The sequence below is a fragment of the Hyphomicrobium sp. CS1BSMeth3 genome (genome assembly GCF_900117415.1).
In the GTDB taxonomy this organism is placed as follows: domain Bacteria; phylum Pseudomonadota; class Alphaproteobacteria; order Rhizobiales; family Hyphomicrobiaceae.
Map to the genome: position 1 here is coordinate 882,523 of NZ_FPEI01000004.1, position 20,403 is coordinate 902,925.

Below are 20,403 nucleotides of genomic sequence, written 5' to 3' on the forward strand. Positions count from 1 at the left end.
GACTTCGATCCGGTGTCTTACCAAAATCCCACTTGCAGACCTTGGACACTCCACGATCTACGGCGCAGCGAGCACCGCCAGCCAAGTCCGCTATGTTACGCATTGTGTCAGTGATCAGAGATCGATTTCTCGCGTCACTTCAGGCCATGCAGCATCGCTTATATTTTCTTCCGCTACCGCAGGGGCAGGGATCGTTGCGACCTGGCTTGTGCCGAGCCAGTGGGCGAAGCCTGATGTCCTTCTTTCCCTGTGGCAGATGCCGGACGACCGCGTCCATGTGCGGGTCGGAGCTCCAAGGGAAGTCGAGCTGCAGGCCGAAGCGCGTCGTTCCGGTGTCGGGCCGGAGCACCAGCCCGAACCACGTTCGAGCCTTGCTGGAGTACTTGCGCGCCTCGCAGTGTCGGCGCAACGCCTCCGCGGCCTCCGGGTCAGGCGCCGGATTGCAGTGGATGGTGATGCCGCTCGACGCCGTACCGAATCCCAGCGTGATGTCGTGGTTTCTTCCATCGCGTGCGGCAGCGTTTAAGGCGAGACGGATGCCCCTGTTGAGGTCGTCGGCAGATCGCTCGTTCATCTGAACCAATAGCAGCCCGAGGCCGATCGTCGACGGGTCGGCCCGGGCCTCGATCTCGGCAACAATCTTGCCAACCGGAGTGTTGACCAACCGGGTCAGGATGCCGACCGGTGTTCGGCGCCCCGGCAGCCCCTCACGGCGTACCGCCATGGCGATGTCGAGATCGGCGGCGATGTTGTCCTCGAGTGACATGCTGTCATACTCGTCGTCGACCCAAAGATTGCGCTTCAGGTGGTACGACAGCATCATGTGCTCATGCATCGCCGTGATCTTCGAGCTGAACCGGGCTCTAAGGTCGATATAGCTCAGCATGTGGAGCGGCGCGGCCAGCATCTCGGTCATCGCGTCGAGAGCGAAGACGTCAATGACGAGTGCTGCACTGATGACGTTCGTGGGATGCTCCCTGAGCAACTCCTGCGCCTGCGCTGCGAGCGCCGGATAGTGGTCCGAGACGAGGCAGACGGGATAAATGATCCTCGGTGAATGCTCGATGGCAATAGGATTGCCGTCAGCGTCCGTCAGCAGCGGCGAGCCCGCCGCAATTTCTGATGCGCACAGCAGGGCCTGGTCGTACGCTTCCTGAACCGCCTTGCCGAAATCCTGCTTGATCCGCTGATCATTACCTTTGCGCGCCTCGAGGGTGAGCTTCTTGGACTTTGCCTGCAGCACGACGGCGCGGTCGCCGAACAGCACTAGGCAGTCGATCTCGCCGAGCTTGTCGCCGCCCTTCCTCTTCCACACATCGACATTGACGTGTGCGTGCTCACCGAAGATCACCTTCAACCGCTCGAAGGCTAGCTGCTCGGTAAAGTGTCCTCTATGCTTAAAGGCGGTCGGGGCGTACTTCTTGTCGGCGCCCATCCAGTAGAACGGTGCGTCGTAGAGTGCCTCGAACAATGAATACTGGTGGAACAGAACATACTGCTGCGGCGCAGGACACAGCAGTGGCGTACCGTTCACGGCATTGTAGTCATTGAGCGTGGTGAAGCTTGCGTTGAGGTTGCCTGGCGGCAGACAGAACGCCGCAAGAACACGATCGACAACCGATGGGTCGAGCGCGCAGAGTGCGGCAAGCTCGTCCGGTGTGATCGTGAAACCGGGCAACATCGTCCACTGCTCCGGCGCCGATGTCCGGAGCGATTTGAATGTGGCAAGAGCCTTCTGATCCTGAAGCCGTGCGACGGCTGCCACGACGTCGCATGCGTCGGCGATGCGGAAGCCCTTGTTCGCCAACAGCCAGTCGTCGTCCCTGGCATACTTGCAGCGAGCGAACTCGCGATACTGAAAGCCGTATGCGGACTCTCCGCCATAGAAGATCGGTTCGCGCAGTGCATTTCCCGATTTCTCCGGATTGACGATCAGTGTGCCATCCGACACATCGAACATGTCGGCGAACATTGCTGACGACAGGTTCTCGTGCAGCTTCGCCAGCAGCCGATCACTCTCGGATATCAGGCGGTCGATCTCGGCGATGCCAGGGTGCGCATAGTCAACCGGTTGGCGCACCATCAGACCGAGCAGCGTCATTATCTCTGTTCTGATAAGCCGCGACCGGGAGAACATGTGCTCCATGTCGGCCGTCTTGATCTCACGGCCGTAGCGCACGAAGTTGTCGCGCAAGCAAAGACCCGCTAGCGCGTGAACGTAGCCCGGAGACGCGCAGAGGGCTGCAAGCTCCTGAAAGATGGCTGGCTCAGAGGTCACGGCGGTTCTCGAGTGTCTCGAGTTGGGCAATTCGCATTCGACCCTCGATGCGACTAATGGCCTACTAGCCGCCGCACTACATCGATTCGCGAGTGAGATTGAGAACAGACCTCTCTGCACCCGCTCGGAGCTCCGGTTGCACCCCGGGAAGTCTGCTTGCTGCAAGTATGCAGACGACGTCTGCGCCTCCTGTCGCGCATCTTGAGCACCAAGCCTCCATGTCCGGAATAAATCTGCGAAGCGACGTTGTATGCCGCGAGGAACCGAGCGTCGCTGAGGTCTGTTACGGGTCAAACTGAGAAAGACTTTTCTGAGCATATTGCGTCCGAGATACCTCAGAGAGCCGACGTCTTGGTGAGATGACGTGCATTGTTTGGGGCCCATCCCCGGCCGTCCCGGCCGGGGACCGCGCCCTATCGCGCGGCCGGCATTGGCCGCGCGACCGAGCCCCGCTTGGCCGGAGGCCGCGGGTCTCGGCACATTCGTGTGACGGTCGCTTGTCCGAAGACCTACGATCACTCCGCGCGTCACGCCCCGAGCACGCGACGAACCATGACGTTACGAGTGCCGGCATACGCACTGCGGTGACACCGCCTATCCAGTTCCTCTTTTCGGTCTCAGCACCGGTGTGCAGCAGTCGTCAAGGATGGCTCATTGCCGCCGAAGACCTATCGCTGCTCTTGACTCTAGCCGGTCACTACGAGCTGACGCATGACGACTTGACACGAGCACAGGCAGGTGCGATCTCTCCAGCCCATGAGCAAGCCGTCGACCATCATCCGACGCCGTCGCCGCACCGGCCGAAGGGCGCGAGCGCGATGACGCTATATGCGTTGAACCGCGAGCCGCGCCTCTGAGCGCGGCTTTTTTATTTCCGAGATCAGATATCCAGACCGAGGAGGCGACCATGCTCGAGAAGCATGAGCTCAAGACCCTTTCCGATGCTGTGAGCGACGCCTGGAAGAACGTCAATTTCGCAAAGGTGAACGGGCTCGATGTGCGCCTTCGGATCGTGACGGATCGCGCTGCAAACTTCCACACACACGAGGACAGTGACGAGCTTTTCTGCTGCCTCGAAGGCGTTGCCAATTTGGATACGGCTGATGGTGATACGACGACTCTGAAGCCCCAAGAGCTGGCCATCGTCCCCCGCAATACGTCGCACCGCCTCAGGGTCGAGGGCAGAGCCGTCCTGCTCGTCATCGATGCGATCGAGGGGTGAGCCATGGCGGACATCCAGACCTTTCTCGTCTTCCTGGCAGCGGCATTGCTTGTGGCGGTCACTCCGGGGCCTGGAATTTTCTACGTTGCCGCGCGAACGCTTGCCGGCGGCGGGACCGAAGGGCTTGCGTCGAGCATCGGCCTCGGTCTCGGCGGTCTTGTGCACGTTTTCGCCGGTGCGGTCGGTATCTCCGCGCTGGTCATGGCGAGCGCCGAGGCGTTCACAATGCTGAAGCTCGCCGGAGCCCTTTATCTCATCTGGCTCGGGTTGAAGATGTGGCGAGAGGCTCGCATCGTCACGCCAACCGAGGTAAGGACGACCGGCGCGCGTCGGGCATTTCGCGACGGGATCATCGTCGAAGCCCTGAACCCGAAGACAGCGGCCTTCTTTCTCGCATTCATCCCGCAGTTCATCGACCCGACGCAGCCCGTTGCTCATCAGTTCGTTGCTCTTGGCCTTATCTCGGTTTTCCTGAACACCACCGCTGATCTCGTTGTCACCTACTGGGCAGCGATCGCTCACAGCGCTGCGGAGAGCCGACCCGCGCTCGTCATGCGAGCACGGCAAATCTCCGGCGCCGTAATGTGCGCGTTGGGCGCCTCTTTGCTCTTCGCGCGACGCTCCTGACGCCACATGCGTCGCCGCCCTCGCCCCGCAACTCTTGCGCGCGGGCCGTCCCCGCCAACCCGAACCTACGAAAGAAGCAACTCATGGATCTCCAAACCACGCCGCCGGTCATGGATACCACCGCTCGAACGGATATGACCAAAGATCAAAGCTCCACTACCGAACTGGCCTGGAACAGAATGACTGCGCAGGAGCTCGTTGCGGCCGCCGAAGCAGATGCCGTAGTGCTTCTGCCCGTCGCATCTACTGAGCAGCATGGTCCACACCTGACGACCGGTGTCGACACGTTCCTGGTAACTGAGGGGTGTCGACGCGTCGCGTCGATAGTCAGCAAGCAGCGCGCGATCGTCGTCGCTCCGACTGTATGGATGGGCCTCGCCGAGCATCATGTCGCGTTTGGCGGCACGTTCTCTCTATCTTTGACAACGTACCATGCTTTGCTGCGCGAGCTGTGCCGATCTATTCTCCGTGCGCGCTTTAAGAAGATCCTGATCGTGAATGGCCATGGCGGCAACATTGCTGCATTGGCGGCCATGACAACGGATCTCGCGCAGGAATTGTCGGCTCCGATCGCAACCACGACCCTGTACGATTTCGCGCATCAATCTGACGCCTACGTGTCGATTTTGGAGGATCAGACGGGGGTGCAGCACGCATGCGAGGCGGAGACCTCGATGATGCTCGCGGCGTTTCCCGATTGTGTGCGGACTGACCGGATTAGCGAGGCTTTCAATCCCCGTGGCGTGCAAAAGGATCGAAAGCTCGGGAACTCGACGCCTCCGCTCAACCGTTGGCGCTCATTCTCAATGATTGCGCCCACAGGTGTGATGGGGGATGCCCGCAAGGCAACAGCAATCAAGGGAGAGTGTCTGCTCGACGTGGCCGCCGAACTTCTCGCCGCACGCCTGATAGATGGTCAGCCTTGGTCGGACTGACTGCGTCAATCCTTGGAAGGAATTGCATCCCATGTATCGCCTTCACTGCTTCTGCCAGTCGGGTAACAGCTTCAAGGTAGCCATGATGCTGAATGCTGTGGGCGTGCCGTGGACTCCCGTTTTCGTGGATTTCATGAACGGAGTGACACGAGAGCCGAATTGGCGGCAGGCAATAAACGAGATGGGCGAAGTGCCGGTGTTCGAAGATGGCGCATTGCGGCTTACACAGTCGGGCCTGATCCTCCATTATCTGGCAGAAAAGCATCAGCAGTTCGCAGGTCACGGCCAGGATGAAAAGCGCGAAGTGTGGCGATGGATTCTGTTCGACAATCACAAATTCAGCAGCTACTTCGTGAGCTACAGGTTTCTCAAGTCCTTCGTAGCGAGGCCTCCCGATCCCGCCGTGATGGCGTGGCTCAAGGGCAGGATCGATGCCGCGTTCGCAATCGCCGACAGGCATCTTGCAACGCGTTCGTTCGTTGTCGGCGAGCATCCGACGATCGCCGACATGTCTATGGCGGGATACCTGTTCTATCCGCCCGAAGAAAGCGGCTATGAATTGCAGAGCAGCCATCCCAACATAGCGCGCTGGCTGGAGCGGGTCCGTGCCATCCCTGGCTGGGCACATCCGTACGACATACTTCCAGGCACTCGAATTCAACCGTTCCACTGATCGCGCCCAAGAGAACGCTATCGCAATCGCCGCGAGATCGAGCAAATGGTTGCTGTCCTGGACGACATCCTCCGCAACATGAATGAAGGCACATAACATCTAGAGTTAAGTTCACTTCTGGGCCTGCTAACCGTGTTAGGTTGCTGCCGGCTGCAATGGTGGCCCCTGGGGCTGTCTTCCTGGCGTCCTCCGCTTGCACCGTTTCCGGCATGGTCCTTCGCGCTGCAGGTGGACGCTTCTCTGCCGCAAAGTGGACTGGCAGCACCGGTATCGATCTGGGAGCCGACCCAATAGGACCCGAGGTGATAGCTGCCCGCTGGCCCGAAATTTTAGGCTCCCAGCTACGAGAGGCGAACCGCCGATGGACACCTGCGCGGACTGGCGAGAGCTCAATCGCGCCATGTGGGACGCGAAGACGCCCGCACACCTGAGATCACCCATCTACGATGTGGATGGTTTCAAAGCAGGGCGGCTTTCGCTCCGATCGCGCGAGATTATCGACCTCGGTGACGTCAGCGGAAAGGATCTCGTCCACCTACAATGCCACATCGGGTTGGATACCCTCTCCTGGGCCCGCCTTGGCGCCAGAGTGACCGGATTGGATTTCTCGGAGCCCGCTGTGCAGGCGGCGACTGCCTTGGCCCGAGACATCGGGGTCGAGGCGCGCTTCGTGATGTCAGATGTGTACGACGCGCCCGCGGCTCTGAACGGCAGCACTTATGACATCGTTTATACGGGCGTGGGTGCGCTCTGCTGGCTTCCGGACATGAGCCGATGGGCCGGAGTGGTTCGCGATCTGCTTCGACCCAAGGGCCAGCTCTACTTGTTCGAGTTTCACCCCGTGATCTGGATGCTGGAGAGCAGCTCAACGACCGAGCTGGAGATCCGGTACAGTTACTTCACGCCCCACGAAGGTCACCGGGAAGCGGGTGCCGTCGACTATGCAGATGCCAGCACTCCTGCATCTGCAGAGTCCACGGTGCAATGGAACCATCCGATCGGCGAGGTGGTGACTGCGCTCACCAATGCAGGGCTGCGGATAGACTCACTACACGAGCTCGATCGAGAGGTCCTTCGCCGATGGGAAATGATGGAGCCCGCCGAGGACGGCCTGTTTCGGATGCCGTCCATCAAGCCATCACTCCCACTCATGTACGTGCTGCGCGCACACCGCCCCGCATGAAGGCCCTCAACCGGGATCAGCTTCACTTGTAGTATCCAAAGGATCGGCCGTCGGCTCGCCCCTCGCGCGCAGCCTTAGTCGTCGCTCATCGCAGCTGCTGGGCGGACGACAAGGAACTACCGGACCGCCCCAAGTCGGCGTGCCATCGCAGCAATGGTTCCCGCCGTTTCGGCGGGACGGAGCCCAACTTGGTGATCGCGATGGGCGTAGTTGACAATCTCGGCAAGGGAGCGGCTGGTCAGGCTATGCAGAATGCGAACCTGATCTGCGGACTACCCGAAACCGCAGGTCTGGACAGCGCACCTGTTTGGCCGTGAGATCGTAGGTTCGCTACAGTACCTATGAGCGGACACCATATCAGCGTCGGCATCCAACGGTTGACGGTCGAATCTGGCCCTTCGCGGCAATCGTGCGACGCATTGGTCACGTCAGCTGCTTGCTAGTGAGCGGAAACATTCGCCGGTCCGCGCAAACGACGTCGCGGACGGCGGAGAGGAGCAGGTCATAACAGCAACCATCCACTTTCGACCGTCGCTGACGCGACTAAGATGGCCTTGCCCTTCGTCCGCTCCTCCGTACTATTGCCGACATGACACCAAGCTACCTTCTCGTCCCTGGCCCGCCTGTACGCGCCTCAAGTTGGCAGCCGACTGCCGAACTGTTGCGCAACACAGGATTCTCGGTTCAGGTGCCGGACGTATTGGCTGGCAATGCATCTCCACCAAGCTGGAGTGCATGGACGAGCCACTTGCTCGAACTGATAACTCTGGATGAGAGCTCGATTGTTGTCGGTCACAGTTCCGCGTGTGCACTAGCGGTAGAGCTGGCTACCAAGAAAGCCGTGCGTGGCGTCATCCTTGTGGATGGCGACATTCCTCCGCCTCAGGGCGCCGCACCACCGGTTCGGCCTGCGTTGCTTGAGTTCATTGCAAGCATTGCGGACGAGACCGGTACATTGCCACCTTGGTCCCGCTGGTTTGCCAATGACGCGGCTCGCGCATCGCTTGTGGGCATCGATGTCTTGCAACAGGATGCGGTTGCCTTTGCGCGCTTTGAGCAAGAGCTTCCCAGGCTGCGTGTCGAATGGTTCAACGACGTAGTTGAGCTTGGCCGATGGGATCACGTGCGCGCTGGCTACATTCAGGCTTCCCAGATTTATGATCATGCGTCAGCTGAGGCCATTCGGCGGGGATGGCCAGTTGCAAAGCTGAATGGCACTCACCTGGATCCTACGACCCGACCAGTTGTGATGGCTGAAGCGATCATCTCGATGACACGCTTAGTGGGATTGGTTCAGGACTGATGGAAGTACATCCGAGCGCCTGTCGCCATTTTCGCAAGCAGACAATCGGCGGCACATAAAGCCGACAAACTCCGATGTCTCTTGCGGGTCAGGAGCACGCACTATGCCGTCCTGCATGTAGGTCTGCTGCATCTGCAGAAGCCGCCGTACGGCTCGAAAGTGTCTGCTTGGCCTCGACGACCGGAAGCGGGCTGCGCTTCGCCGAAGGTCCGCGTCGGGCCAGCAGCGGAAGTCCGGCATCTGTGAACATGTGGGGGTCGACCACACCTTAGGGGACAGAGCTAGTCCATGTTTCCTGAGCAACCGCATCGGTCCACGCAGACCCAATGGGCTGAAGCACAACCCAGGTTTCAGCGAGTTTGCTGTCTTCGATGCGATAGGATTGCATTCCCGCGTGCGTCCGCACTTCACCGCTTTGTGGGTCCGTCCACTTCATTGTGAAGCGGTACCAGGCGCGATCACCGCCAAACGCGTGATCGTAAACGATGATGCGGATGTCAGGCCGGTTTCTCTTCAATTCTGCAAGCTCATCTGCATAAGCCTCGCGCGTGACGGTCCGGTCGCCCGCTTCGTCGTGGCGGATGTAGCGTGGCGCAACGCAGGTTGCCACAAGGTCGAATTCTCCCCGATGCCAAACGCGCTCCCAGTAGTCAAACAGGTCTCGAAGCGCCGCTTCCTTGCTCATCCTTGAGTCCCTCCATGCTCAGGCTCACGATGCAACAGAGCTACTGACAGCATTACGTCAGCAGCACGAAGGGCAAAGAGCGCAAAGGTGAGGACATCCTCACCCGAGAGCTATTCACGCGCTGGAATACGATGTATCCGGCTTCACATACGACCATCTGCTGGCTGCGATTGCCGATATTCGAGGTGGTCCAATAGCGTCCGTCGGCTAACCGGTGCTACGGGCCATAGCTTGACATAGGGCTCGCTCGTCGCCGCTGCCGCGAATGCCGCGAAGGGGACGCGTTCTTTTACGCATGACGGCGCCGCGCAGCGCCGTGTCCGGCAGTTCGCGCGCCAAATCCGATCCGCTTCAGCTCGCCCACCATCTGCGCTAGTGCTTCGCCGGTAAGCTTGTTCCTGCTCAAGGCCGCGCCCAGATAGGCCCAGTAAAGCAACTGAGCACGCGTCGCCGCGGCCTCGGGCGCGATCCCCGCTTCCGCAAGCAGACGCTCAATGTAGTCGCGCCGCCGGCGGTCCACGTCTCTGATAGCTCGCGCAGCCTCCGCGCTTTGATCGGCCCAGGCTCGCAGCCGGATCTCGACCACGCTGTAGTGGCCGAACGCACGCAGCAATAGGACCTCAAGGCGCTCCTCGGGCGATTGATAGCCCGCAAGATCGGCGATGATGGCTTCCGTCGCCGCCTGCTTCCAATGCTCGATCACCCTTGCGTGAAACGCACCCAGATCGCTGAAGTGCCAATAGAAGCTGCCGCGCGAGACGCCAAGCTTGCGCGCAAGTACGTCAGCCTTCAGAGCCTCGAGCCCGTCCCGGGCGAGCGTCTTCAAACCGAATTCAATCCAGTCTTGCGCAGTCAACCGCTTGGTCATCGAGTCGCACCATACAGGCCTGTATTGAATCCCACAACTCGCCGCCCTACGTTACATACACTACTGTATGGAGATGGTCATGCGAGATTTGTCGCTTCAAGCAGCAGGCGGGCTGGCCATTCTTGTCGCGATCGCGCACGGCGTGATTGCCGAGCTGCAAGTTTTCTCCCGAGCGCGCATAGAGCCGCGAGGAACGCAAAGGCTTTTGCGCATGGTCTGGCAGGCCAGCACAGTCGACTGGATCGCGATCGGCTTCCTGCTCATTGCCGCGTCCGCGCTCGAGGCGGAAAGTGCCCGTCCATGGATCATTGCCGTGGCTGTCATCGTTTATGGATATGCCGCAATCGGAAACGCCGTTGCGACGCGCGGGCGGCATATGGGCTGGATCTTGATGCTCATTGTTGTTGCCCTTGCATTGATGGGTCTCTAGCCGGAGCACCAGCATATGAGCCCAGGTCACCACCCCAAGAGCAACCATGGGAGCTCAGGGTCATGCGTATCCTCGTAGCCGGCGCGACCGGTGCCATAGGTCGCGCCCTTCTGCCTCGCCTCGTCGACGCTGGACATAGCGTCGTAGGCACCACGCGAACTGCCAACAAAACCACCCACATCCGCCAAGTGGGGGCCGAGGCGCTCGTCGTGGACGGCCTCGATCGCGAAGCGATGGGCCGAGCCGTCCGCTCCACCGGCCCGGATGTGATCGTGCATGAGATGACAGATCTTAAAGGCGCTTCGGATCTACGGCACTTCGATCGGGCCTTCGCGGTCAGCAATCGCTTGCGCACCGAGGGAACCGACCACTTGCTGGCAGCGGCGCGGGACGCGGGCGTTGGGCGCTTCATCGCGCAAAGCTTCTGTGGCTGGCCCTATGCGAGGACCGGCGGCAACATCAAGAACGAGGGTGACCCGCTCGACCCTGACCCGCCGCAGCAGCTGCGCCGTACACTGGATGCGATCCGCTATCTTGAGAGCACAGTCACGCAGGCGCCCGATGTCGGCGGCATCGTGCTTCGGTATGGCGCCTTCTATGGCCCCGGAACCGGCGTGTTCGACGGTCCGCTTGTCGAGCAGATTGCCCGACGGCGTGTGCCTCTTGTCGGCAGCGGCAACGGCTGGTGGTCGTTTGTCCATATCGAGGATGCGGCAGCCGCCACGGTGTTGGCCATCGGCAAGGGTTCGCCTGGGAACATCTACAATGTCGTCGACGATGATCCTGCCCCGGTGCGCGAGTGGTTGCCGGCTCTTGCCGCCATGCTCGGCGCCAAGCCGCCGCGGCGCATTCCCGCGTGGCTGGCGAGAATCGCCGCCGGCGAGCACATGGTTACGATGATGACGCAAGCGCGCGCAGCCTCCAACGCCAAGGCAAGGTGCGATCTCGATTGGCATCCAATGCACCCGAGCTGGCGGGAGGGATTTGCCGAGATCATAAGACTGCGCGGGACTACAGCAGCTGCATCTTAGATCTTCTGGCCTTCCTGACGCGTGCATCTGTAAGGTAAGCGTCGCCTTGAGGCCATGTTGCGTTCGAGGCTGGGGCTGACAGTCAATCGGCGGCGACTGTCCTATCCGTTCGACGTCCGTTGTGTGAGCGTAGCGTCACTGCCCACACTTGCATTGCTGTGGGTCATCTGCATCGGTCCGGCTGGTCGGGCAACTTCCGCTCCATCTCTCCAAACGGACGGCGCCGAAATGGAGGTCATCGTCGCGATGGGCCAGGAGCTGCCATTGGCAACCGCCATTAGTAGGCATCTATCAAAGACTCGGTTTGCATGACCGTACGTTGTTTGCCGCGACGGACCCTTCGCGTTCCCTGGGGAGATCGCAGTATGAATTTCAACGGTGCGACGACCGCAGTGCTCCTGGCTCTTGCCGTGGCCCAGACCTTCGCCTTCAAGACGGAGGCGCAAGAACGCCAATTACTGACGTGGCCCACGAAGGCGTGGGAGGTCTCGACGCCGGAAGCGCAGGGCATGGACTCTCGCGCAATCGCCCGCTTGATCGACGATGTTGGCACCTACAAGCAGGACAGCTTGTTGATCGTCCGCAATGGAAAGATCGTTGCTGACGCCTACTACGCACCCTACGTTGCCGGCATCAGGCACGACCTGCGCTCGGTGACCAAGAGTTTCGTAGCGACCATGATCGGCGTCCTCGTGCAGCAGGGAAAGCTCGAGAGCGTCGACCGGCCAGTGCTCGACTTCTTTCCCGACAGGACGATCGCCAATCTCGACGACCGCAAAAAGGCGATCACGGTCCAGAACCTCCTCGACATGGCCTCCGGAATTGCTTGGGTGGAGCGCGCCTACACACCGGACGAAACCCTTATCCGGATGTACAGGAGCCCGGACCCGACCGGGTTCGTGCTCGACCAGCCAATGTCCGATCCACCGGGAGAGAAGTTCTACTACAAGGGCGGTGATCCTTATCTTCTCTCGGCGTTGATCAACAAGCTGACCGGGCAGAACGCGCTCGCGTTCGCCAGAACGGAGTTGTTCGCGCCACTCGGCATCACCGACGTCCGCTGGACTCCCATCGACAAGCAGGGCGTCGTGACAGGCGAGGCCGGGATGCGCCTCACGCCGCACGACATGGCAAAGCTCGGTTTCCTCTATCTGCGCGACGGCGTCTGGGACGGAAAGCGGATCATCCCCTCCGCCTGGGTCGAGCGGGCGAGGAAGGGCAATGTCACGACCCTTTTCGGCAAGTATGCAAACCTGTGGTGGTCGATCCCGGACAGGGATGCGTTCATGGCGCTCGGGCGGCACGGCCAGTTCATCGTCGTGCTGCCGAAGCTCGATGTTGTCGCGGTCCTCACCGGCGTCGTGCCCGACGGCGAGAAGCGCTTTCCTTGGTCTTCGTTGATTGATCAGATCGTGGCTGCAGCTAAATCGGATAAACCGCTACCGCCTGATCCTGAGGCCGTGGCTGCGCTGAACGCGTCCCTGCTCAACGCCGCGACGGAAAAGGCAACGCCGGTCGGTCCGGCGCCAGAGCTGGTCAATACAGTGTCCGGCAAAACCTGGCGCTTCAACGACAATGCGCTGCGTGTCAGGGCAGTCAGACTGAACCTTGCCGGCGCAGATCCCACGGTCGAGGCGACGATCTACTCCGCCAAGCCGGGCGGCGAGGAGACAAGTTTATCGGAGCCAATCGGGCTGGATGGCCGCTCGCGCGGCAAGGCAGCCATCGATGCCGTCGTTGCCAACAAAGGCAACTGGCTGGACGATCGCACCTTCGTGCTCGAACGGCGCATCCTGGGAGACGGTACAATAACCTACTGGACGTTCCGGTTTGAGGAGGACCACCTCAAACTTCGATTCAGAAACACGGGCGGATACGTGACCGAGCTGCGCGGCGAAGCAGTGAATTGACGCGCGTTTCGCCCTAGCGTGGGCTCAAGCATTGATGGGGTCGGTCCAGCGATGGCCGCGAAGTAGGAGGGCAGCTTTGGGGCAAGTTCGACAATTTAGCCAAGTAGCGATCACGTCAGCAGCGCCCACATAGCTGTCACTGACTGCGCCGCAGCGATCAGCTATTGCCGGCCCAAGGGCTGCGTAGGTAGCGGTGACAAACGGTTCTTGTCATTTGCGAGAGGCGCGAACACCATTGGAATCGAAAGGGTGTGCAATGAAGAGGCCCGGTGAAAGAATAGTCTATGGCGATACGCGGGCAGATGGCTCAACGCCCTTCTGGAGGATGCCAACAATCTGGTCCGTGGCCGATGGTAAGCCCACAACGACCGTCACGATTGAAAGCTTGAACATTCTTGATGACGTCGTTTGGTTCGTTGGGCCGTTCGGTCGCGGAGCACGGCTCAACTTGCGGCAGCCCCGTATCCGTTGCTGACTTCGCTCCGGTGGTGGGACATGGCGCCTGCGACCTCGATCCCGGCCCCGTTAGAAGTCGAACAAGCACTTGGGCGGGTTACCGCCCACGTAGCCACCGGGGCACGATGCCTTCAACTTCTGCTTATTGATCTGCTTCACGGCCGACCCATATGGATTGGGTAGTTGCTTCTTCCCTTGCCCGAGCGCCTGCGGCCCCCGAATCGCGCGACCCGGTCCGACCTTACGCCTTTGCTCGCGTGCGCTGGCGCCGCCGACAATCGCCGCCGCAGCAAAGCCAGCGCCCAGGACGAGCGTGCTCAGCAGAGCGCGGCGACTGATGCGCTCGGAGGAAATGTCGGCCTTCGTCAGTGCGACCAGTCCGTCGCTCGATGTCTCGTCAGCCGTGCGGGGCATCTGCACTCCTCCTCCAGGGTTGTTGGGGCCCTACTTGGCCTGAAGCCGGCGTTTCTTCGAAGCGGATGGACTTGCGCCGGAGCTGATCGACTGGACCTCGATCTCTCCCTTGTGCTCGTCCTTGGACGCATGCGGGCGTTGCCCCGAGAGCGAGCTGGGCTGTTGCGCTTTCTTGGGCTTTTTCAGGTATTGAAATTTTAATGCCTGGTAGGACATGGCGGGGTTGTCTGGAAGGCCCTGGCTAAGGGCTTGGGCGCTTGCGGTCACCGACAGCATGGCGGCGATGGCGAGGCTCGATAGGATCGTGTGGGTCATTGCGGTTCTCCCTTGCCGCTTCAGTCGCGAGATGGCCACTGTGACTCCGCTCCCGCCTCCACCAGAAGCTGCTCCTTGTTCGCTAGAACGGGCCGGTGGGTTCAAGCCGCCCGCCCACTCACGGCGGGCACGGACGGGCCGAGGCCGTGCAGTTCCAGGTGCCGGCGAACTGGCAGGCGGTCTTGCGGTCTCTGGCGTTGTTCCAGTTGCCCCAATCGTTCGGGTAGCGCTTCTTCACCTCCAGCGCCCAGCCAGCCTCGGCAGTGCGCTTGCCACCCACCCGCGTTATGGCCGCGAGCCTTGTTACCGAGATCGTGTCGCCGCATTGCTTGACGGGCTTGCCGGGGCCGGCCTGCTTCGGGATGGGACGGCCGTCCGAGCCGGGTTCCTTCGACGCATCGACGGGCCCCTTCGCCCGCGGGCCCTCGTGGCCGGGAAGGTCGGAAGAGCCGCTCGTCTTGGCCGATTTCCGCACCTGCGGCCGCTCGCAGCGGAAGTGATTCTTCCCCACCAGGGTGCGGGTGACGTTGAGGCCGCAAGAGCAGCCCCGCACGCCGTTCGACGCGGTCTTGATCTGGCCGCCTTCACAGACGATCTGGCTCACGTCCGACGACTTCTTCGCCCTCGGGCCCTTATGACCGGGGAGATCGGAGGACTTCGTCGTCTTGCTCGACTTGCGCACCTCGGGACGCTGCGCAATCAGCACGGGCAGCTGCGACACCGCCGGCTGCCGACCGCCAGCGACGAAATCTCCGACGCCGGCCGTGGCGATCGCCGTCCCTCCCAGACCCAGCGCGCACGACAGCACCAGCGCATCGACAAAACGCACTCTGGGCATGGTGAGGCTCTCCTCTCATTGCGCCACCTGACGCGAGACGCTGCACCGGCTAGTGTGCCTGTCATGCGCGGTGAACCTCGCGGTCAGTTCCTGCGACAAAGCAGGAGCAGCCCGGAGTAGATGATCCGGGCACGTCGAGAGCAACGATATCGCGCCGGGAGCGGGCGTCTTGTAAGAATCGGCAGCAGCCATGGAACACGGCGATTTCGAGATCATCACGCCCCCGGAGCACCTCCGCCCCTTCGTGCGACGCTATCTCTACGCCAACAGGATTCTGCAATCGGGTGTGACCTTCCATGCCAAGCCGACGGGCTATGCGTACGTTTCAAATTTCTTCGGGCGGTACGGAGGCGATCACGGCACGATGGATGGCCGGGCCTTCGAGCGCCTCTCGCGCTTCTTCTTCTTCGGCCAGATCACCGATCACGAGGTTTTCTTCCACCACACACAAAGCCTCCAGCTGCTTGTCTGCGAGCTGACGGCAACCGCGCATCATCGCCTGTTGGGCCTCTCCGGCGAACGCGTTCTTGGTCTTGCGGCTCCGCTCGACGAGGCCGCGCCGGGCGTTGCGCCCATAGCCCGCGAGTGCTTCGTTCTCGGTGCGGAGTCCTCGCGCGACGGTCACGTCGGGGAGGCGAACGTCTTCGTCTCACACCTCGCCGAGCGTGCCCTCCCCGCGGATCCCGTCGTTGAACGCGCCGTGGCCCTTTCAGAGGCCAGCAACGGCGCAGTTCGGATCGCCCAAGTCTGCGAGGAACTCGGCGTCAGCCCGCGCGAGCTCAATCGCCGCTTCACGCGCATCGTCGGCGTCAGCCCCAAGTTCTTCGGCCAAGTCATGCAGATCAACTGGGTGGTCGGCCTGCTCTACGCAAATGACAGGGCCGGCCTTGCGCAGATCGCGCAGGACGCGGGCTTCTACGACCAAGCGCATTTCAATCGCGCGATGCAGCGCTTCTTTCGCGAGGGGCCGCGCGAGTTCCTGCAGAGCAACCACCCGGCGTTCCGCTCCTTCCTCGCAGCGTCGCGCCGTTTCGGGCCGTCCTCAGCTGCGGAAGACTGAGTGCCGTCCTGCGCTAATCGCGTTCGAGCGCAATGAGGACGGCACCTCCCGCAAGGCCGCACCGGTGCCATATCGTAGCGTCTGGGCAACATGGTCGTTATGGGTCATCAACGTCGATGCAAGAGTGTCCGAGGCACGTCCGGTCATGTCTCAACTCCGCCAATAGGGGGCTTGTCCACACAGACGGTTGAGCCGGGCCAACAACCGCCACCCGGACAGTTCGGGTTTATATCGACACTTTCCATAGTCGCGGCTCGTCTGTAGGTTGTGCTTCGTCAATAGTTGAGTGCAAGAGATGGCGAGCGACGCCTTCATCGCCATTCCGGCTGAGATGCGGCTTGCGCTACGGCAGGCGATCACGACCGTTTTGGGGCCGGTTGGAAATCCGAGCATCCGACCCTTGGAAGGTGGGGTCTCGGGAGCCTCCGTGTTTTTGATCGAAGCGAGCAATCAGCGCTTTGTGCTGCGGATAGAGGGTTCGGCAAGCCCCTTACGCAATCCCCATCAGTATCTCTCCATGCGCATCGCCGCGGAGCAGGGAATTGCACCCCGTATTCACTACCTCAACGCCGACGATCGGGTAGTGATGATGGACTTCATCGAAGATAGGCCACTTGCAATGTACCCGGGTGGTGCCCCTGGGTTGGCCCGGGCGCTTGGAGCAATGCTTCGGAAGTTACAACAAGCACCCCTTTTTCCATGCTTCGTGGAGTACGGGGACATCGTAAGCCGGCTATGGACCCATGTTTGCAACACAGGGCTTTTCGCTGACGGTCTATTGGACGAAGCTACTGAACGACTGGTCCAAATTCGTGAGGCATATCGACCGAGAGCGGAGGACTATGTATCCAGCCACAACGATGTACTTCCTCGAAATGTGCTATTCGACGGCAGGCGGCTATGGTTGATCGATTGGGAGAGTGCCTACCGCAACGATCCTCTTGTTGATCTGGCGGCCGCACTCGACAACTTTGCGCCATCACCGGAACTGGAAGAGGTGTTGCTGCTCGCTCGGCTTGGCAACGAGCCAGATTGTCGTCTGCGCAATCAACTAGCCCAGGTGCGCGCGCTAACTCGACTGTATTATGCAGGAGTTCTGTTCAGCGCGGCGGCCGTGGCACCGCGAAATAAACCTGATACCAGTATTTGCGCACCCAGCTCCGCCCAGTTTGAGCGCGCGATCCGCGATGGACGACTCGTGCCAGCGACTTCGGAAACAAGCCTTATCCTAGGCAAGATGTTCCTTGCTTCATTCCTCTCGGGCTCGGTCCCGCCAGGGCTGCCGCCAATGTATATGCGTTAGCAGCCGATGCTCCGCGGGAGATTGATACGCGGGTCCGCTTCGGGTCATGAGTATCTATTCGGTTGCTGGGTGGCAGCTTCCGCTCAACCTCCACGAACGGACACCGCCTACAACGGGCCATCGTCTCGATGGGGCCATAGAAAGACGAAGTTTGTTCGTGCTGGTATGCTGTAGCGACTCAACATGTGGGAACAGCACCAGACATGCTCGACTTTCAAACGCTCGCAATGTTCTCACTCGCGTGTCTCGCACTGACCGCGACGCCGGGACCTGACATGCTGCTGATTGGAAGTCGTAGCATCGCCCAGGGGCGTACTGCGGGCTTCGCAACACTTGCGGGCATACAAGTCGGAACGTACTGCCATGCATTGGCGGCAGCCTTCGGACTTTCGCAGCTTTTCCTCCTCGTTCCTATTGCCTACGATGTAGTTCGCTACGTGGGCGCTGCGTACCTTCTGTATCTCGCGTGGCAAGCGTTCACCTCGAAGAACGTAATTTCATCGGTGCCTCAAGAAAGCTTGCGCTTCTCAGCGATAGTCATGTTTCGTCAAGGCTTGCTCACGAACCTGCTCAACCCCAAAATGGCATTGTTCGTTTTGGCTCTTTTCCCTCAGTTTGTTCGGGCCGATGCAGGGGGAGTAGCATTTCAAATCATGACTCTTGCGACAATCCTCAATGCGATTGGGTTGCTTGTAAATGGGATGGTTATTCTCGCAATGAGTCGTGTTGGCGCGACCATGTTTGGTCGCGGCGGACTCGGGCGTTGGCCTCAGTATCTTCTTGGGACGGTGTTTGGTGCTCTTGCACTGCGAATGGCTTTCGAGAGCAAACGCTAGCCATCGACGCGGATCCCGGGCAAAAGCGTCGACAATGAACCATTGACCGCAACGGCAGAGACCCTGACGCTCATCAACACTTTAGACAAGATAAACATTCGCCTGCGGTGACGTCAGTTCGCCAAGCAGCGTTTGACGTTATTTGACGCTAGTGGAATCCATATCCAACCGATCATGTGGCAAAGAAAGTCTGGGCGGTCCCGCCCGCGAGCTCAGGCTCCCGGGCGGTCGGGCTCTATGGCGCAAGAGCGCCACCGAGCCACCGGCGAAGAGCCGGCGTCTCGGCACATTCGTGTGACGATCCCTTCTGTAATCCGATCGGTGGCGTCAAGTAGTTCGCTCTTCACTTTTCCGGTCGCGCACCTTTCTGCGTGTCGGTGGATGAGCTCCATGTTTGCAGCAGTGATGCATTAAGATGCGGGCGGGCCCTCCCTTCGGGAGGGACGCGCTCTCTCGCGCGCCAAAGATTGGTCGCGCGACCGAGCCCCGCCAGGCCGAAGGCCGCGGGTCTCGGCCCTGCCGGGTATCGATCGCTCCCGCAGAAGTGCTGCGGCGACGATTAAAACGGACTGACCAACTCAATCGTCGGCAAAGTGGCAAGGCCATCCAATCTCCCGGCGCGAGAGCTACAAAGCGCTCCCAGGGATCGTGCCGGATTGGCCGTCCGATTCTCAGTATCTGTCTGCGCCACCGGGCCCGTGCTTCTGTCCGGTGTCAGCCCCGAAGGGTGCACCATGATGGGGGTCCGGAAGGCTCGGCCGTCCATTCTACCTGCACGCGCCCTCAAGCAGGGCGCAGGGATCGTGACGGACTGACCGTGCCCCTCGTCCTCGGAAGAGCAGACGATCGACCGGCCCGGCTACGCCTTGACGGCGTTCCGCGGGGCCGCGCCGAATTCGAAGTCTGAGTTCTCCATCCACATCCGATGCATGATGATTGCCAACTTGCGCGCAACCGCAACCAGCGCTTTCTTGGTGCCCACGCGCTTGGTGAGCTTTGCGCCCCAGGATCGCAGCGTGGACCATTTCTTAGTGAGGCGCATGTGTGCGTTAGCTGCCTCATAGAGCGAGTGACGCAGCAATCTGTCGCCGCATTTGCTGATATGCCCGGATCGATCTATCTCACCCGATTGATAGATCCGTGGCGTTAACCCGAGGTGCGCCGGCACGGCCTTCGACCGTTTGAAGCGGGATGGATCATCAATGGTGGCCTTGTATGCCAGGCTGATGATCGGACCGACGCCCGGGATTGTCATCAGCCGCTTGCAAACATCGTCCCTTCGTGCCCGTTTCCCCAGCTGACGGTCGAGCTCCTTGGCCTGCTTGCGCATCATGTTGCGCGCTTCAACCAGTGGCCAAATCGCAGCGCGAAGCTCTGGCAGGTCCGCAACCAGCTCTTCCACCTTCGCGGCGAAGTTGCATCGATGTATCGCGCCGAGCTTCAAGCCATAGACCTTGAGAAATCCCCGGATCGCCTGCTCGATCTCGAGCATATGATCGATGAAGGTTTTTCGCGCAGCCAGCGTGGTGCGCAAGAGCTGCGACTCCCGGCTTTTGACGTGTACCGGCTTGAAGTGGTCCAGGCGCATCATATCGGCGATGCCACGCGCATCATTGCGATCCGTCTTATTCGGGCGCGATGACAAGAAGCGATGTGCGTGCCGGGCTTCGATGCATACCGCATTGAAGCGGCACTCCGTCAACGCCCCGTACAGCCATTCTGCCAATGGACATGCTTCGAGGCCCACGAGCTTGATCTTCTTTCGGTACGGGGTCAGTGCCTTGATCAGTGCCGCCGGCTCGGAGAGCGACTTACCTTCCCAAACCAAGGTTCCATCGGCCTCGACGATGCAGATCGAGATCGTCCTCAGCGATATGTCCAATCCTGCGAAGAGGGCCATGATCGGTCTCCTTGTTGCGATGAGCCAACCGAACCCCAGTTTCAGGGCGACCGAGAGACGGGGATCGGATTACCCCAGCTACCGCGGAGCCCGCGGCACGCGCATGCCCTCTACGGCGCTTGAGCGGGCGTTGCGG

Annotated in this window: 19 protein-coding genes and 1 pseudogene; 13 read left to right on the forward strand and 7 right to left on the reverse strand. The window is 60.8% G+C overall.

Annotation, left to right across the window (positions count from 1 at the left end):
• Positions 1-139: 139 nt before the first annotated feature.
• Positions 140-2,194, reverse strand: a complete 2,055-nt coding sequence (locus CS1BSM3_RS28550; RefSeq protein ID WP_174263652.1) for an SEC-C metal-binding domain-containing protein — start codon at positions 2,192-2,194, stop codon at positions 140-142.
• Between the two features lie 991 nt (positions 2,195-3,185).
• Between CS1BSM3_RS28550 and CS1BSM3_RS08420 the strand changes: the two genes are divergently transcribed.
• The 7 genes and pseudogenes from CS1BSM3_RS08420 (at position 3,186) to CS1BSM3_RS08445 (ending at position 8,221) form a co-directional block, all read left to right on the forward strand.
• Positions 3,186-3,500 (forward strand): cupin domain-containing protein, encoded by a 315-nt coding sequence (locus tag CS1BSM3_RS08420; protein WP_072386538.1) that lies wholly within the window; start codon positions 3,186-3,188, stop codon positions 3,498-3,500.
• 3 nt (positions 3,501-3,503) lie between these two features.
• Entirely contained in the window at positions 3,504-4,127 is a 624-nt protein-coding gene (locus CS1BSM3_RS08425) for a LysE family translocator (protein ID WP_072386539.1), read from the forward strand.
• Between the two features lie 83 nt (positions 4,128-4,210).
• Entirely contained in the window at positions 4,211-5,062 is an 852-nt protein-coding gene (locus tag CS1BSM3_RS08430; protein ID WP_244540456.1) for a creatininase family protein, read from the forward strand.
• 31 nt (positions 5,063-5,093) lie between these two features.
• Entirely contained in the window at positions 5,094-5,735 is a 642-nt protein-coding gene (locus tag CS1BSM3_RS08435; protein ID WP_072386540.1) for a glutathione S-transferase family protein, read from the forward strand.
• A gap of 361 nt (positions 5,736-6,096) precedes the next feature.
• Positions 6,097-6,918: a class I SAM-dependent methyltransferase gene (locus CS1BSM3_RS08440; protein ID WP_072386541.1), complete on the forward strand. Its 822-nt coding sequence runs from the start codon at positions 6,097-6,099 to the stop codon at positions 6,916-6,918.
• A 179-nt stretch (positions 6,919-7,097) separates the two neighbouring features.
• Positions 7,098-7,235 (forward strand): annotated as a pseudogene (locus tag CS1BSM3_RS28555) (N-acetyl-gamma-glutamyl-phosphate reductase); the annotation flags it as partial.
• A 272-nt stretch (positions 7,236-7,507) separates the two neighbouring features.
• Positions 7,508-8,221 carry an alpha/beta fold hydrolase gene (locus CS1BSM3_RS08445; protein ID WP_072386542.1) on the forward strand — a complete coding sequence of 238 codons (714 nt, stop codon included), beginning with the start codon at positions 7,508-7,510 and terminating at the stop codon, positions 8,219-8,221.
• Positions 8,222-8,489: 268 nt separating this feature from the next.
• On the opposite strand, the gene CS1BSM3_RS08450 is transcribed toward CS1BSM3_RS08445, so the two are convergent.
• On the reverse strand, positions 8,490-8,906 hold the full coding sequence (locus CS1BSM3_RS08450; RefSeq protein WP_072386543.1) for an ester cyclase: 417 nt from the start codon (positions 8,904-8,906) through the stop codon (positions 8,490-8,492).
• Positions 8,907-9,195: 289 nt separating this feature from the next.
• Positions 9,196-9,774: a TetR/AcrR family transcriptional regulator gene (locus CS1BSM3_RS08455; RefSeq protein WP_072386544.1), complete on the reverse strand. Its 579-nt coding sequence runs from the start codon at positions 9,772-9,774 to the stop codon at positions 9,196-9,198.
• Positions 9,775-9,853: 79 nt separating this feature from the next.
• Between CS1BSM3_RS08455 and CS1BSM3_RS08460 the strand changes: the two genes are divergently transcribed.
• The 3 genes from CS1BSM3_RS08460 (at position 9,854) to CS1BSM3_RS08470 (ending at position 13,145) form a co-directional block, all read left to right on the forward strand.
• The gene (locus CS1BSM3_RS08460) at positions 9,854-10,204 is read left to right on the forward strand and encodes a hypothetical protein (protein ID WP_072386545.1); all 351 of its coding nucleotides are present in this window, start codon (positions 9,854-9,856) and stop codon (positions 10,202-10,204) included.
• Between the two features lie 62 nt (positions 10,205-10,266).
• Positions 10,267-11,235 carry an NAD-dependent epimerase/dehydratase family protein gene (locus tag CS1BSM3_RS08465; RefSeq protein ID WP_072386546.1) on the forward strand — a complete coding sequence of 323 codons (969 nt, stop codon included), beginning with the start codon at positions 10,267-10,269 and terminating at the stop codon, positions 11,233-11,235.
• A gap of 365 nt (positions 11,236-11,600) precedes the next feature.
• Positions 11,601-13,145, forward strand: a complete 1,545-nt coding sequence (locus tag CS1BSM3_RS08470; protein WP_072386547.1) for a serine hydrolase domain-containing protein — start codon at positions 11,601-11,603, stop codon at positions 13,143-13,145.
• A 525-nt stretch (positions 13,146-13,670) separates the two neighbouring features.
• On the opposite strand, the gene CS1BSM3_RS08475 is transcribed toward CS1BSM3_RS08470, so the two are convergent.
• The 3 genes from CS1BSM3_RS08475 to CS1BSM3_RS08485 all read right to left on the reverse strand — a co-directional run bounded on the left by CS1BSM3_RS08475 (position 13,671) and on the right by CS1BSM3_RS08485 (position 15,168).
• Entirely contained in the window at positions 13,671-14,015 is a 345-nt protein-coding gene (locus tag CS1BSM3_RS08475) for a hypothetical protein (protein WP_072386548.1), read from the reverse strand.
• A gap of 30 nt (positions 14,016-14,045) precedes the next feature.
• Entirely contained in the window at positions 14,046-14,330 is a 285-nt protein-coding gene (locus CS1BSM3_RS08480) for a hypothetical protein (protein WP_072386549.1), read from the reverse strand.
• 118 nt (positions 14,331-14,448) lie between these two features.
• Positions 14,449-15,168 carry a hypothetical protein gene (locus CS1BSM3_RS08485; protein WP_072386550.1) on the reverse strand — a complete coding sequence of 240 codons (720 nt, stop codon included), beginning with the start codon at positions 15,166-15,168 and terminating at the stop codon, positions 14,449-14,451.
• Between the two features lie 190 nt (positions 15,169-15,358).
• Here CS1BSM3_RS08485 and CS1BSM3_RS08490 point away from each other — a divergent pair, with 190 nt between their 5' ends.
• The 3 genes from CS1BSM3_RS08490 (at position 15,359) to CS1BSM3_RS08500 (ending at position 18,367) form a co-directional block, all read left to right on the forward strand.
• Complete coding sequence (locus CS1BSM3_RS08490) at positions 15,359-16,228, forward strand: helix-turn-helix domain-containing protein (RefSeq protein ID WP_072386551.1); 870 nt, start codon at positions 15,359-15,361, stop codon at positions 16,226-16,228.
• Positions 16,229-16,523: 295 nt separating this feature from the next.
• Positions 16,524-17,531 (forward strand): phosphotransferase, encoded by a 1,008-nt coding sequence (locus tag CS1BSM3_RS08495; protein ID WP_072386552.1) that lies wholly within the window; start codon positions 16,524-16,526, stop codon positions 17,529-17,531.
• Between the two features lie 203 nt (positions 17,532-17,734).
• Entirely contained in the window at positions 17,735-18,367 is a 633-nt protein-coding gene (locus tag CS1BSM3_RS08500; protein WP_072386553.1) for a LysE family translocator, read from the forward strand.
• 859 nt (positions 18,368-19,226) lie between these two features.
• Here CS1BSM3_RS08500 and CS1BSM3_RS08505 read toward each other — a convergent pair.
• A complete protein-coding gene (locus tag CS1BSM3_RS08505; protein ID WP_072386554.1) occupies positions 19,227-20,267 on the reverse strand; it encodes an IS110 family RNA-guided transposase in 1,041 nt (346 codons plus the stop codon).
• Between the last annotated feature and the right edge of the window lie 136 nt (positions 20,268-20,403).